The organism is Pseudomonas sp. B1-22, from assembly GCF_050474425.1.
GTDB lineage: Bacteria > Pseudomonadota > Gammaproteobacteria > Pseudomonadales > Pseudomonadaceae > Pseudomonas.
In genome coordinates, this window is sequence record NZ_JBCHVH010000003.1 from 130004 (window position 1) to 144958 (window position 14955).

Sequence of the window (14955 nt, forward strand, 5' to 3'; positions counted from 1 at the left end):
TGGAAGCATCGCGAGCACCAGGGAAAGGCGGGTGTGGGTTGCCGCGGCGCCCCTCCTCGCCGTTGCGATGTCGCTGTCCCCCAGGGTGTGCCAGAGGCACAAAGAAACGCCGGCACTCGGGCCGGCGTTTCATTCACCACTTAGACGGTATGCAGATACCAGTTGTACTCGAGGTCGGAGATCGAATATTCGAACTCCTGCATCTCGTGCTCCTTGCACGCGACGAAGATGTCGATGTACTCGGGGCTGATGTACTTGTTCATCACATCGCTGTCGTCCAGCTCGCGCAGTGCGTCGCGCAGGTTGTTCGGCAGGCTCTGCTCCAGCTGCTCGTAGGCGTTGCCTTCGATCGGCGCACCGGGCTCGACCTGATTGGTCAGGCCGTGGTGGATGCCGGCCAATACGGCGGACAGCAGCAGGTAAGGGTTGGCGTCGGCGCCGGCCACGCGGTGCTCCAGGCGAACCGCCTCCGGTGCGCCGGTGGGAACGCGCAGGGCGACGGTACGGTTGTCCAGGCCCCAGCTCGGTGCGTTCGGCACGAAGAAGGCCGAACCGAAGCGGCGGTAGGAGTTGACGTTCGGGCAGAGGAAGGCCATCGACGCCGGCAGGGTCTCGAGCACACCGCCGATCGCGTGGCGCAACGCGGCGTTCTGCTCGGGATCCTCGCTGGTGAAGATGTTCTTGCCGTCCTTGTCGAGCAGCGAGACGTGGACGTGCAGACCGTTGCCAGCCTGGCCCGGGTAGGGCTTGGCCATGAAGGTCGAATCCATCTCGTGGTCGTACGCGACGTTCTTGATCAGGCGCTTGAGCAGGACCGCGTAGTCGCAGGCCTTCAGGGCGTCGTCAACGTGGTGCAGGTTGACTTCGAACTGTGCCGGGGCGCTTTCCTTGACGATGGCGTCGGCCGGAATGCCCTGGGCGCGGGCGCCGTCGATGATGTCCTGCAGGCAGTCGGCGTACTCGTCGAGGTCATCGATGGAGTAGACCTGGACCGATTGCGGACGCTTGCCGGAGATCGGCGAGCGCGGCGGCTGCGGACGGCCGTTCACGTTCTCCTGGTCGATCAGGTAGAACTCGAGCTCGAAGGCCGCGACGATGGTCAGGCCGATGTCGGTGAATCTCTGCACCACCTGGCGCAGCACTTCACGGGGGTCGGCGAAGAACGGCTGGCGCTCTTCCATCTCGTGCATGGTCATCAGCAGTTGCGCGGTCGGGCGCTTCTGCCAGGGTTCCATGGACAGGGTGTTGGGGATAGGGAAGCAGACGCGGTCCGCGTCGCCAATGTCCAGGCCGAGGCCAGTGCTTTCTACAGTGGAACCGGTGATGTCGAGAGCGAAGAGAGAGGCGGGGAGATTGATGCCTTTCTCATAGACTTTGGGCAGGCTGGTGCGTTCGATGCGCTTGCCGCGAACCACACCGTTCATATCTGCAATCAGGAGGTCGACGAACTGGACCTCGGGGTGTTCCTTCAGGAACTCACTCGCTTCTTCGAGCGAAACGGCACTCTGGGGTACCGACATGATGTAACACCTTTATTGTTAAAAATTTCAATCATTCGAAGGCTGAGGTGTGAGTCAATCCGAATTGGCAAGGGTTGTCAATGTTGCACCAAAATGGGGCGCCATATTCGCAATGGGCCGGTTTTTGGGCGTTACAGGTCGCTTCAGGCGAGCGGAAAGCCTTGTTTGGCGGGCTGTTCAGAGGGGCGTGTTTGATTTTTTACATTTCTGTTGTGTAAAAAAATGAACAAGGCTAAGCTCGGCCTCAAGCCCATAACACATACAAACACGGGTGCCCCATGTCTCGCCTGCCGTTAATCGGCGTGTCTGCCTGCTTCAAGCAGCTCGGTTCGAAACCCTACCACGTCACTGGCGACAAATACCTCAGAGCTGTGATCTCCGGGGCCGCGGGCATTCCGGTGATCATTCCCTCCCTGGGCGATGCCATCGACCAGGAAGCCATGTTGGCCGCGTTCGACGGCCTGCTGTTCACTGGCTCGTCATCTAACGTCGAGCCTCATCATTATAGTGGCTCCGCAAGCGAAGCCGGCACTCTTCATGATTCCGCGCGCGACAGCACCACGCTGCCGCTGATTCGCCGCGCCGTCGCGGCCGGGATTCCGGTGCTGGGCATCTGCCGCGGATTCCAGGAAATGAACGTGGCCTTCGGCGGTTCGCTGCACCAGAAAGTGCATGAGGTCGAAGGTTTCATGGATCACCGCGAGCCGGCCGACCAGCCGCTCGAGGTTCAGTATGGACTGCGGCACGCGGTGAGCGTGCAGCCGGGCGGCGTATTCGCCGGTATCGGGCTACCCTCGCAGTTCCAGGTCAACTCCATTCACGGCCAGGGCGTTGAACGTCTGGCGCCCGGCCTTCGTGTAGAAGCTCTGGCGCCTGACGGGTTGGTTGAAGCCTTCTCCGTCGAAGGTGCGGCCTTTGCCGTCGGGGTGCAGTGGCACCCGGAGTGGCAGGTCGAAACGAACCCCAACTATCTCGCTATCTTCCAGGCCTTCGGCAAGGCCTGCAGCAAGAGGGCGGGGAACCGTTGAGCCTGGCGTGGGTGCCGGCTCTCAACCCCTGAGGTCTTTATGACTACCAAGCTAGACCAGCTCAGCAGCTGGCTGAAGGAACGCAAGATCACCGAAGTGGAATGCATGATCGCCGACCTGACCGGGATCGCCCGGGGCAAGATCGCGCCGACTGCCAAATTCCTCAACGAGAAGGGCATGCGCCTGCCGGAGAGCGTCCTCCTGCAGACCGTGACCGGTGATTACGTCGAGGACGACATCTATTACGACCTGCTGGACCCGGCCGACATCGATATGGTCTGCCGCCCGGACGAGAATGCCGTGTTTCTCGTCCCTTGGGCCATCGAACCGACCGCGATGGTGATCCACGATACCTACGACAAGATGGGCAACCCCATCGAGCTGTCGCCGCGCAACGTGCTCAAGCGCGTGCTCAAGCTCTATGCCGACAAGGGCTGGAAACCGATCGTCGCGCCGGAGATGGAGTTCTACCTGACCAAGCGCAGCGACGACCCGGATTACCCGCTGCAGGCCCCGGTGGGCCGCTCCGGTCGCCAGGAAACCGGCCGCCAGTCCTTCTCCATCGACGCGGCGAACGAATTCGACCCGCTGTTCGAGGACATGTACGACTGGTGCGAACTGCAGGGCCTGGATCTGGACACCCTGATCCATGAAGAAGGCACCGCGCAGATGGAAATCAACTTCCGTCATGGCGATGCCCTGGACCTGGCCGACCAGATCGTGGTGTTCAAGCGCACCATGCGCGAGGCGGCGCTCAAGCACAACGTGGCGGCGACCTTCATGGCCAAGCCGATGACCGGCGAGCCGGGCAGCGCCATGCACCTGCACCAGAGCATCGTCGACCTGAAGACCGGCAAGAACATCTTCTCCAACGCCGACGGCAGCATGAGCGAGCTGTTCCTGCACCACGTCGGCGGCCTGCAGAAGTTCATTCCCGAAGCCCTGCCGCTGTTCGCCCCGAACGTCAACTCGTTCCGCCGTTTCCTGCCCGACACCTCGGCGCCGGTGAACGTGGAGTGGGGTGAAGAGAACCGCACCGTCGGCCTGCGCGTGCCGGACTCCAATCCGGAGAACCGCCGCGTGGAGAACCGCCTGGCCGGCGCGGATGCCAACCCTTACCTGGCCCTGGCGGCCAGCCTGCTGTGCGGCTACATCGGCATGGTCGAGGGCATCAAACCCAGTGCCCAGGTCAAGGGCCGGGGCTACGAACGGCGTAACCTGCGTCTGCCGCTGACCATCGAGGCGGCGCTGGAACGCATGGAAGGCAGCAAGACCCTGGAGAGCTACCTGGGCGACAAGTTCATTCGTGGTTACGTCGCGGTCAAGCGCGCCGAACACGAGAACTTCAAGCGGGTGATCAGCTCCTGGGAACGCGAGTTCCTCCTGCTTTCCGTCTGATCGGCGTGGGGCCCGGAACCCCGTCCGGGCCTCGTGTTACTTAGAGAGAGGTTTTATCAAGATGACTAACCAGACCAGCGCCAAGACCCAGCATTGGCAGGCGCTCAGCCGCGAACACCACCTAGCTCCGTTCACCGACTACAAGCAACTGAACGAGAAGGGTGCTCGCATCATCACCAAGGCCGAAGGTATCTACCTGTGGGACAGCGAGGGCAACAAGATCCTCGATGGCATGGCCGGCCTGTGGTGTGTGAACGTTGGCTACGGTCGCAAAGAGCTTGCTGAAGCCGCCTACAAGCAGATGCAGGAGCTGCCCTACTACAACCTGTTCTTCCAGACCGCTCACCCGCCGGCGCTGGAACTGGCCAAGGCCATTGCCGACATCGCCCCCGAAGGCATGAACCACGTGTTCTTCACCGGTTCCGGCTCGGAGTCCAACGACACCGTGCTGCGCATGGTCCGCCACTACTGGACCATCAAGGGCCAGCCGCAGAAGAAAGTGGTCATCGGCCGCTGGAACGGCTACCACGGCTCCACCGTCGCCGGCGTCAGCCTGGGCGGCATGAAGGCGCTGCACGGCCAGGGCGACCTGCCGATTCCGGGCATCGTGCACATCCCGCAGCCTTACTGGTACGGCGAGGGTGGCGACATGTCGCCGGAAGAGTTCGGCGTCTGGGCCGCCGAGCAGTTGGAGAAGAAGATCCTGGAAGTGGGCGAAGACAAGGTCGCCGCCTTCATCGCCGAGCCCATCCAGGGCGCGGGCGGCGTGATCGTTCCGCCGGAAACCTACTGGCCGAAGATCCGCGAGATCCTCGCCAAGTACGACATCCTGTTCATCGCCGACGAAGTGATCTGCGGCTTCGGCCGTACCGGCGAGTGGTTCGGCAGCCAGTACTACGGCAACGCCCCGGACCTGATGCCGATCGCCAAGGGCCTGACCTCGGGCTACATCCCCATGGGCGGTGTGATCGTTCGCGACGAAATCGTCCATACCCTGAATGAGGGTGGGGAGTTCTACCACGGCTTCACTTACTCTGGTCACCCGGTTGCGGCGGCTGTCGCGCTGGAGAACATCCGCATCCTGCGGGAAGAGAAGATCGTCGAGCGAGTGAAGGCTGAAACGGCACCGTATTTGCAAAAACGTTGGCAGGAGCTGGCCGACCATCCGCTGGTGGGCGAAGCACGCGGCGTCGGTCTGGTGGCTGCACTGGAACTGGTGAAGAACAAGAAGACCCGTGAGCGGTTCGACAAGGGCGTGGGGATGGTGTGCCGCGACCATTGCTTCCGCAACGGCCTGATCATGCGCGCAGTGGGAGACACTATGATCATTTCGCCGCCTCTGGTGATCGAAAAATCGCAGATCGACGACCTGATTACCTTGGCGCGCAAGTGCCTCGATCAAACCGCCGCAGCCGTTCTGTCTTGAGTCTTTCACCGGACCTTTGACAGACTGCGCCTGTGCGTTGGCCAGGCTCACCGGGTGGTGACGGTCGAACTGACCACGCCACCCGGAACATCAAAAAAACAAACGGAGCTACCCGCATGTTCAACACCCTCGGCAAATCCCTGCTCGCTGTGACTCTGGCGGGCGCTGTGGCCGGTATGGCGCAGGCTGACGACAAAGTGCTGCACGTTTACAACTGGTCGGACTACATCGCACCGGACACCGTCGACAAGTTCACCAAGGAAACCGGGATCAAGGTCGTCTACGACGTCTACGACAGCAACGAGGTGCTGGAAGCCAAGCTGCTGGCCGGCAAGTCGGGTTACGACATCGTGGTTCCGTCCAACTCCTTCTTCGCCAAGCAGATCAAGGCCGGCGTCTACCAGCCGCTGGACCGCTCCAAGCTGCCGAACTGGAAGAACCTGAACCCGGACATCATGAAGACCATGGAGGTCAGCGACCCGGGCAACAAGTACGGCATCCCGTACATGTGGGGCACCATCGGCATCGGCTACAACCCGGACAAGGTCAAGGCCGCCCTGGGCGACAACGCTCCGGTCGATTCCTGGGACCTGGTGTTCAAGCCGGAAAACATCCAGAAGCTGAAAGGCTGCGGCGTGAGCTTCCTCGACTCGCCGACCGAAATGCTGCCGGCCGCCCTGCACTACCTGGGCTACAAGTCGGACAGCCAGGATCCGAAAGAGCTGAAGGAAGCTGAAGCGCTGTTCCTGAAGATCCGTCCGTACATCTCCTACTTCCACTCCTCGAAGTACATCTCCGACCTGGCCAACGGCAACATCTGCGTGGCCATCGGCTACTCCGGGGACGTCTACCAGGCCAAGTCCCGCGCCGTGGAAGCCAAGAACGGCGTGAACGTCAGCTACAAGATTCCGAAGGAAGGCGCCGGTGCATTCTTCGACACCATCGCCATCCCGAAGGATTCCGAAAACCCGGAAGCCGCTCTGAAGTGGGTCAACTTCATTCTTGAGCCGCAGATCATGGCGGAGATCTCCGACACCGTGTCCTACCCGAACGGCAACGCCGCTGCGACCCCGCTGGTGAGCGAAGCCATCCGTAACGACCCGGGCATCTACCCGCCTGAAGACGTGATGAAAAAGCTGTACGCCTTCCCGGACCTGCCGGCGAAGACCCAGCGTGCAATGACCCGCAGCTGGACCACCATCAAGTCCGGCAAGTAATCGGGTAGTCGCCGGCGCGCTCGCGTGCCGGCCGATGTACCGGGTAGGTGGCGGGGGAGTTCGCTCCCCCGTTCTCCCGGCAGGAAATCCGTAGCTTCCATCAGTGGAATGGCTGCGCAAGTCGAGGCGCTCTCGCGCACCTGAAGGCTTTGGCGCTATCCACGGAACGGCCGTCGCCGCCAACCGACAGAAGAAGTCGAAACAACGAGAGGACTAACGTGTGCGCATTCCCTTCCGCAGAACCCTGATCGCCGCAGTCTCCGTACTTGGCCTGACCTCGATGGCCCAGGCGGGGCAGACCGTCCACATCTACAACTGGTCGGACTACATCGGCGAGACCACCCTGGCCGATTTCGAGAAGGAAACCGGTATCAAGCCGGTGTACGACGTCTTCGACTCCAACGAGACCCTGGAAGGCAAACTGCTGGCCGGCCGCACCGGCTATGACGTGGTCGTGCCGTCCAACCACTTCCTAGGTCGCCAGATCAAGGCCGGCGCGTTCCAGAAGCTGGACAAGAGCCAGCTGCCGAACTGGTCGAACCTCGATCCGCACCTGATGAAGCAGCTCGAGGCGAACGACCCGGGCAACCAGTACGGCGTGCCGTACCTGTGGGGCACCAACGGCATCGGCTACAACGTCGACAAGGTCAAGGCCGTTCTGGGTGTCGACAAGATCGATTCGTGGGCCATCCTGTTCGAGCCCGAGAACATGAAGAAGCTCAGCCAGTGCGGCGTCGCCTTCCTCGATTCGGGCGACGAGATGATGCCGGCTGTGCTCAAGTACATGGGGCTGGACCCCAACAGCACCAACCCGGACGACTACAAGAAGGTGGAAGAGAAGCTGATGGCGGTGCGCCCGTACGTCACCTACTTCCATTCGTCCAAGTACATTTCCGACCTGGCCAACGGCAACATCTGCGTTGCGGCCGGTTTCTCCGGTGACGTATTCCAGGCCGCCAACCGCGCCAAGGAAGCCGGCAAGGGCGTGAACATCGCCTACGCCATTCCCAAGGAAGGCGCCAACCTGTGGTTCGACATCCTCGCCATTCCGAAGGATGCCTCCAACCCCAAGGCCGCCCATACGTTCATCAACTACCTGCTCAAGCCCGAAGTGATCGCCAAGGTCAGCGATTACGTCGGTTACGCCAACCCGAACCCCAAGGCTGGCGAATTCATGGATGAGTCAGTGCGCAACAATCCCGAGGTCTATCCCCCTCAGGAGGTTCTCGACAAGCTCTTCGTGCAGCATGAGCTGCCGCCGAAGATCCTGCGCCTCATGACCCGGTCCTGGACCAAGATCAAGTCGGGCAAGTAAGGCGGATTCCTGCGAATCCGTCCGCGCGGGCACGGAGCGTCGCGGAGGTCCTTAAATGGCCTCCCGGCGCACGTAAACTGCGCCAGCCCTTAGTAATGCCAAGCATGCCCGGCCGCGGGGGTCGGGCCTCTATGATTTGGGAGTTGTGGTAATGGCAATAGCCTCCGGTGCCTACAAGAAAGCCCTCAGTGGCGACCAGAAACCGAAAGAGGTTCTGGTAAAAATCGACCGGGTCAGCAAGCAGTTCGACGAAACGTTGGCTGTGGACAGCGTGTCCCTGGAAATCAAGAAGGGCGAGATCTTCGCCCTGCTCGGTGGTTCGGGGTCGGGCAAGTCGACCCTGCTGCGCATGCTGGCCGGTTTCGAGCGTCCCACTGAAGGTCGCATCCTCCTCGATGGCCAGGACATTACCGACCTGCCGCCCTATGAGCGGCCGATCAACATGATGTTCCAGTCCTATGCGCTGTTCCCCCACATGAGCGTGGCGCAGAACATCGCCTTCGGCCTGAAGCAGGATGGCCTGCCCAAGGACGAGATCGACAAGATCGTCGACGAGATGCTCAAGCTCGTGCAGATGACCCAGTACGCCAAGCGCAAGCCGCACCAGCTCTCCGGCGGTCAGCGTCAGCGCGTGGCCCTGGCCCGCTCGCTGGCCAAGCGTCCGAAGCTGCTGCTGCTCGACGAGCCCATGGGCGCCCTGGACAAGAAGCTGCGCTCGCAGATGCAGCTGGAACTGGTTGAGATCATCGAGCGCGTGGGCGTGACCTGCGTGATGGTGACCCACGACCAGGAAGAGGCCATGACCATGGCCCAGCGCATCGCCATCATGCACCTGGGTTGCATCGAGCAGATCGGCAGCCCGATGGACATCTACGAGACCCCGGCCAGCCGTCTGGTCTGCGAGTTCATCGGCAACGTCAACCTGTTCGATGGCGAGATCGTGGAAGACGTGCAGGACCACGCGGTGATCGCCTGCCCGCAGCTGGAAAACCCGATCTACATCGGCCACGGCATCAGTACCCGTGCCGAGAACAAGCGCATCACCTACGCGCTGCGTCCGGAAAAGGTCATGGTCAGCGCGCAGAAACCCGAGAACCTGGAGCACGAAGGCTGCAACTGGGCCCAGGGCACCGTTTATGACATCGCCTATCTGGGCGGTCACTCGGTCTACTACATCAAGCTCGCCTCCGGCATGGTCGTACAGGCCTTCATGGCCAACGCCGAGCGTCACGTGGCTCGCCCGACCTGGGACCAGTCCGTGTACATCAGCTGGTATGACGACAGCGGCGTGGTACTGCAAGCATGAACATTGGCGCATCGATACTGAAACGTATGCCCCGGGGGCGGCATGCCGTCATCGGCATACCGTTCTTCTGGCTGTTCCTGTTCTTCCTGCTGCCCTTCGCCATCGTGCTGAAGATCAGCCTGGCGGCCGCGGACGTGGCCATTCCGCCGTACACCGAGGTATTCCAGTACGCCGACCAGACGTTGCAGGTGGTGATGAACCTCGGCAACTACCTGATGCTGACGGACGACCCGCTGTACATCGACGCCTACCTCGGTTCGCTGAAGATGGCAGCGATCAGTACGCTGCTCTGCCTGCTGATCGGCTACCCGATGGCCTACGCCATCGCGCGCGCCAGCAAGGAAATGCAGACCGTGCTGCTGCTGCTGATCATGATGCCGACCTGGACGGCGATCCTGATCCGCGTGTACGCCTGGATGGGCATCCTCTCCAACAACGGGCTGCTCAATGGCTTCCTGATGTGGCTGGGGGTGATCAACGAGCCGCTGACGATCCTCAACACCAACTTCGCGGTGTACATCGGTATCGTCTACTCCTACCTGCCGTTCATGGTCATGCCGCTCTACGCCAACCTGGTGAAGCACGACATGAGCCTGCTGGAAGCCGCGTCCGACCTCGGCGCGCGCAACTTCACCCGCTTCTGGAAGATCACCGTGCCGCTGTCCAAGAACGGCATCATCGCCGGCTGCATGCTGGTGTTCATCCCGGCGGTGGGCGAGTTCGTGATCCCGGAACTGCTCGGCGGCCCCGAGACGCTGATGATCGGTAAGGTGCTGTGGCAGGAATTCTTCAACAACCGTGACTGGCCGGTGGCTTCCGCCCTCGCCGTGGTGATGCTGGCGATCCTGATCGTGCCCATCATCCTGTTCAACAAGAACCAGGCGAAAGAGCTGGAGGGCAAGGTATGAACAAGCGTTGGTCGTTCTCCAACATCATGCTGGTGTTGGGCCTGCTCTTCATCTACGTGCCGATGATCATCCTGGTCATCTACTCCTTCAACGGCTCCAAGCTGGTGACCGTTTGGGGTGGCTGGTCGGTCAAGTGGTACGTCGGCCTGCTCGACAACCAGCAACTGATCGGTTCGGTGTTCCGCTCGCTGGAGATCGCCGTCTACACCGCGTTCTCCTCCGTGGCACTGGGTACCCTGGCCGCCTTCGTGCTGACCCGCATCCCGCGCTTCCGTGGCCGTACGCTGTTCGGCGGCATGGTCACCGCACCGCTGGTCATGCCCGAGGTGATCACCGGTCTGTCGCTGCTGCTGCTGTTCGTGGCCATGGCCCAGCTGATCGGCTGGCCGCAGGAGCGCGGCATCGTGACCATCTGGATCGCCCACACCAGCTTCTGCTCGTCCTACGTGGCGGTGGTGGTGTCGGCGCGTCTGCGTGAGCTGGACCTGTCGATCGAGGAAGCGGCCATGGACCTGGGCGCCAAGCCCTGGAAAGTGTTCATGCTGATCACCATCCCGATGATCGCGCCGTCGCTGGCAGCGGGCGGCATGATGTCCTTCGCCCTGTCGCTGGACGACCTGGTACTGGCCAGCTTCGTGTCCGGTCCTGGCTCCACCACCCTGCCGATGGAAGTGTTCTCCGCCGTGCGCCTGGGCGTGAAGCCGGAGATCAACGCCGTTGCCAGCCTGATCCTGCTGACCGTGTCGCTGTTCACCTTCTTCGCCTGGTACTTCACCCGTCAGGCCGAAGAGCGTCGCAAGCGCGCAATCCAGGAAGCCATGGAGTCCAACGCGACCGACTGGCAGCAAAAAGGTTCGACAGCCACCGCCTGACACCGTCTTGTCGGCCGGTTGCTTCCGGCGATTGTCGAACCACGGGCCACCTTCGGGTGGCCCGTGTCTTTTGTGCCCGCGTTATTCCGAAGTGTCTGGAATTCCTCGGTTTATCGGAAAAATCTGTAAGTACAAGGCCCTTCTCAGGTGAAATGGCCAACTAATATTTAACTCGTTCGGTGTCGTCTGCCGGCCTCCCCCCGAACCAGGGTCGGCAACGTCAACGGCAACTTCCAGTGAACCATTGGCACACGTGCGGGAGAGGGCGCCCAATACAACACCCCGAGAGTTATCCCTAGGGGAAATAACGCGCCAGGGAGCTTTGGCATCTCCCGCAGCACTCTCTTCAAGCTCCAAAACAAAACCCCGCTTTCGCGGGGTTTTGTTTTAGCGGTACTTCAGCGCCTGGCCGGTACCAGCCTGAGCAGGCCCTGGGTGTTGGCCTTCACTTCGGCTTCTTCGTAGTGCTGGGGCAGGTATTGGCCTTCGATGTAGGCCTGGGCCTGGTCGTCGTAATGCTCGTCGAAGGGGACGCCGCTCTGGCCGACCGGGTTGATGCCCAGGCTGTGAGCGGGATCGGCGAAGTCGATCAGACGGCGGGTCGACGGGCCGTATACCACCTGCCAGGGCGCAGGTCCCACGCGGTGCGACAGGTTGTTCGGCGTTTCGTGTCCACCCGGCGCGGCGAAGGGCCCGACGTTGAAGATCCGGTCCAGCGGCTTCTGCATGCCCAGCGGGTGGCTGTGGGTCAGGGTGTGCGCCTTGCCCCATTGCCATTGCGCCGAGTCCTGGCCCAGCGTCGTACGCAGGTGTTCCAGGCTGGCCTTCCAGGCGGCCTTGACGATATCGGCGCGGGTTTCCTTTTCCGGCGTCTTGCGGTTGTCCCACCAGGGCGAGCCGTCATCGGCGGCCAGGCGCGGCAGGGCGACGTCCAGCACGCGGGTCGACAGCAGGTTGTCGAAGAAGGCGTCGCCCGTCTCGTCGCGCATCGCGCCATCGGCGATCTGGTACAGCAACTGGTTGAACAGGGTGGCGGTGACCGAGTCGACCGGATGATCGCCCTGCCAGGCAGCCAGTTGCTCCACCAGGGCTTTCTCCTCGGCGGTCGAAGCCGCCTCGCGCAGCAGCGGCAGCAACGGCTTGAGGACGCGCGGTCCGTAGCCGGTGGCGGTGTCCAGTTGCAGCGCCTGGCTGTTCTGCAGGTCCCATTTCACCGACGTATCGGCCAGGCGCTCGTTCAGGCGCTGGCCGCGATCGGGCAGGTTGTAGTAGCCGGGAATCGGCCGGCCATTGGCCGGGACCGGCTGGAAGTTGGCGGAGACGATATAGCCGCGCGCCGGGTTTTCTTCCTGCGGGTTTTCGCTGAAGGGGTAGAAGCCGCTCTTGTCGGCCTGGCCCGTACTGCCGTCGAGCAGGAAGTAGGGCACCACCCCGTCCGGGCGCACTGGCAGTTGCGCCGAGGCCCACCAGCCGATGTCGCCGCGGGCGTTGGCCCAGATCACGTTGAGGCCCGGCGAATGGATTTTCGAGGCCGCGGCGCGGGCCTTGTCCAGGGTGTCGGCGCGGTCGAGCTGGTAGAAGGCGTCGAGGATCGGGTTCCGGGTTTCGAGGAAGGCCCACCACATCGCGATCGGCGTCTTGCCGGCGGCCGTGCCGAGGGCGTCGTTGACCAGCGGGCCATGGGGCGAGCTGCGCAGGGTGATCTTCACCGGCGCCTGGCCCTTGACCGCGATGCTCTGCTCCTCGCTTTTCAGATCGACCCATTGGCCCCGGTACCAGACCTGGTTGGGGTTGTCCGGGTTGACCTTTTCCGCGACCAGGTCGACGTCATCGTTCTGGAACATGGTCAGGCTCCAGCCGAACTGCTCGTTGTGCCCGAGCGAGGCGAAGGGGTTGAGCGCCTGGTAGTGCCCGTAGAGCTCGAAGCCCGGAGCGCTGGTCTGGATCTCGTACCACACCGCCGGCACCGCGAAGCGGATGTGCGGATCGCCCGCCAGCAGCGGCTTGCCGCTCTTCGTGCGGCTACCGGAGATGGCCCAGGCGTTGCTGCCCTCGAACTGCGGCAGGCCGGCTTCCTCCAGTGCAGCGTGACTGATCCGCGCGATGGCGTTGAGGTCCTGCCAGTCTGCGGCGGCTAGCGGTTTCGGACTCAGTACGCCCTCGGGGTGCCAGTCGAGGTCGAAGACCTTCAGGTAGTCCGCGCCCAGTTCGTCGCGCACATAGGTGAGTACCGGCTCGGTACGGAAGGCAGCGGCGAAGCTGTAGGCCATGTAACCGGCAACGCTGACGGTGTCTTCCGGGGTGAAGGGGCGCTTGGGGATGCCGAGTATGTCGAACTCCAGAGGGCGCGGATGGCTGTCCTGGAACTGGTTGACGCCATCCAGGTAGGCCACCAGCGCCTTCCAGGCCGGGGAGTTCTTGTCCTGGCGCGCCACGTAGTCGGCGGCCTTGTCGCGGATGCGCAGGCTGCGGAACAGGCGGTCGGTGTCCACCAGCTTGGGCCCCAGCACTTCGGCCAGCTCGCCGCGCGACAGGCGCCGCAGCATCTCCATCTGGAACAGGCGGTCCTGGGCATGGACGTAGCCGATGGCCCGATACAGGTCTTCCTCGCTGCCGGCCTTGATGTGCGGCACGCCGCGCTCGTCATAGCGAACCGTGACCTCGCTGTGCAGGCCGGCCAGGGGCAGCTGTCCGTCACGTTGCGGCTGCTTGCCGTGCAGGTACCAGCCGGTACCTGCCGCAGCGGCGGCCACGACGACGGCGAGGACAGTCAAAGTGCGTTTCATGCGGCAACTCCTTGTTGTTATGCACGGATTCTGCAAAGGAAGGCCGTTGTCGTTCATTGACCAAATGTCTCAGGGCTGGAATTCTTTGGTCAAACTTCCTTGATCGAACACCAAGAGCCCATGCCCACCCCCGAGCTGAATTTCCCGGCGACCCCCGCGCTCACCCAGTCCGCCACACTGCGGCGACTGTTGTATGAATCGCTCGCCGACCTGGGCTTCGATCCCACCGACGTCTATCGCCAGGCCCTGCAGAAGGTCCGCCTGCCGGCACCGGCGCAGAGCGGACGCCTGGTGCATGACGACGCGCCGCTGTTCTGGAGCACGCTGGACGAGATCACTGGCGACTGCGATATCGGCCTGCACCTGGGCGAGGTGATGAAGCCGCGCCTGCTGGACGTGGTCGGCTACCTGCTGATGGCCAGCGCCGACCTGCGCGAGGCCCTGTCGAGCTTCCTGCGCTTCCAGCACATTCTCTCCGGCGGCTTTGCCGCGCAGATGCTCGAGGAGGGCGAACAGGTGCGGCTGATCCTCGACCTCAACTATCTGGGCGTGCCGAGCCTGCGCCAGCAGATGGAATGCCTGATGCTGCTGTTCCTCAAGCTGCTGGCGCTGATCACCGATGGCGAGTTCCGCGTCAACGCCATCGAGTTCCGCCACGCGCCGCCGCGTCGCCTCGCCGAGCACCGGAGGCTGTATGGACTGACGCCCCGATTCGACCAGTCCCATGACGCGCTGCTGTTCGATCGCGCGCTGCTGTCGCGCCCGTCGCGCACGGCCAACCCGGATCTGCACCGTGTGCTCAGTGCGCATGCCCGCGAGCAGTTGGGGACCTTCGACGAGAATGACCTGCTCAACCGCCTGCGCTATCTGATCGGCGTGCGGCTGGGGGCGGAGGAGTGCTCGCTGCGCAGTTGCGCGGCCGAACTGGGCGTACGTCCGGGCCTGCTGCAGCGCAGCCTGGCGGCCAGGGCGCAGACCTTCAGGGATGTGCGAGAGGAGGTACGGCGGCAGCGTGCCGCGCAGATGCTGGATCAGGGCATGGCGATCCGCGAGGTGGCGCGCGCCTGCGGTTTCGCCGAGCTGTCGCCCTTCTACCGGGCCTTCCGGCGCTGGTACTCGGCGCCGCCGGAGCGCTACCGGCAGCAATTACGCGGGGGCGGTGCCGAGTCCTGAGGACCT

11 protein-coding genes are annotated in these 14955 nt (G+C 62.9%); 9 read left to right on the forward strand and 2 right to left on the reverse strand.

What is annotated here, in order from left to right:
- Positions 1-140: 140 nt before the first annotated feature.
- Positions 141-1520 (reverse strand): glutamine synthetase family protein, encoded by a 1380-nt coding sequence (locus tag ACQ5BL_RS12635; protein ID WP_243803983.1) that lies wholly within the window; start codon positions 1518-1520, stop codon positions 141-143.
- Between the two features lie 278 nt (positions 1521-1798).
- Here ACQ5BL_RS12635 and ACQ5BL_RS12640 point away from each other — a divergent pair, with 278 nt between their 5' ends.
- From ACQ5BL_RS12640 to ACQ5BL_RS12675, 8 genes are all read left to right on the forward strand, one after another.
- Positions 1799-2548 (forward strand): gamma-glutamyl-gamma-aminobutyrate hydrolase family protein, encoded by a 750-nt coding sequence (locus ACQ5BL_RS12640; protein WP_430293159.1) that lies wholly within the window; start codon positions 1799-1801, stop codon positions 2546-2548.
- A gap of 39 nt (positions 2549-2587) precedes the next feature.
- On the forward strand, positions 2588-3946 hold the full coding sequence (locus ACQ5BL_RS12645; protein ID WP_243803987.1) for a glutamine synthetase family protein: 1359 nt from the start codon (positions 2588-2590) through the stop codon (positions 3944-3946).
- Between the two features lie 61 nt (positions 3947-4007).
- A complete protein-coding gene (locus tag ACQ5BL_RS12650) occupies positions 4008-5372 on the forward strand; it encodes an aspartate aminotransferase family protein (protein WP_207886410.1) in 1365 nt (454 codons plus the stop codon).
- A 116-nt stretch (positions 5373-5488) separates the two neighbouring features.
- Positions 5489-6589: a polyamine ABC transporter substrate-binding protein gene (locus ACQ5BL_RS12655; RefSeq protein WP_207886409.1), complete on the forward strand. Its 1101-nt coding sequence runs from the start codon at positions 5489-5491 to the stop codon at positions 6587-6589.
- Between the two features lie 280 nt (positions 6590-6869).
- Positions 6870-7904 carry a polyamine ABC transporter substrate-binding protein gene (locus ACQ5BL_RS12660; RefSeq protein WP_243434711.1) on the forward strand — a complete coding sequence of 345 codons (1035 nt, stop codon included), beginning with the start codon at positions 6870-6872 and terminating at the stop codon, positions 7902-7904.
- 151 nt (positions 7905-8055) lie between these two features.
- Positions 8056-9210, forward strand: coding sequence for an ABC transporter ATP-binding protein (locus tag ACQ5BL_RS12665; protein ID WP_207886407.1), 1155 nt, complete (start codon positions 8056-8058; stop codon positions 9208-9210).
- A gap of 26 nt (positions 9211-9236) precedes the next feature.
- Positions 9237-10118: an ABC transporter permease subunit gene (locus ACQ5BL_RS12670; RefSeq protein WP_243804662.1), complete on the forward strand. Its 882-nt coding sequence runs from the start codon at positions 9237-9239 to the stop codon at positions 10116-10118.
- On the forward strand, positions 10115-10990 hold the full coding sequence (locus ACQ5BL_RS12675) for an ABC transporter permease subunit (RefSeq protein WP_207886406.1): 876 nt from the start codon (positions 10115-10117) through the stop codon (positions 10988-10990). The genes ACQ5BL_RS12670 and ACQ5BL_RS12675 overlap by 4 nt, the downstream gene beginning before the upstream one ends.
- A 398-nt stretch (positions 10991-11388) precedes the next feature.
- Here ACQ5BL_RS12675 and ACQ5BL_RS12680 read toward each other — a convergent pair whose 3' ends face one another.
- Positions 11389-13776 (reverse strand): penicillin acylase family protein, encoded by a 2388-nt coding sequence (locus ACQ5BL_RS12680; RefSeq protein WP_430293160.1) that lies wholly within the window; start codon positions 13774-13776, stop codon positions 11389-11391.
- 120 nt (positions 13777-13896) lie between these two features.
- Here ACQ5BL_RS12680 and ACQ5BL_RS12685 point away from each other — a divergent pair, with 120 nt between their 5' ends.
- A complete protein-coding gene (locus ACQ5BL_RS12685; RefSeq protein WP_243803990.1) occupies positions 13897-14949 on the forward strand; it encodes an AraC family transcriptional regulator in 1053 nt (350 codons plus the stop codon).
- Positions 14950-14955 lie beyond the last annotated feature (6 nt).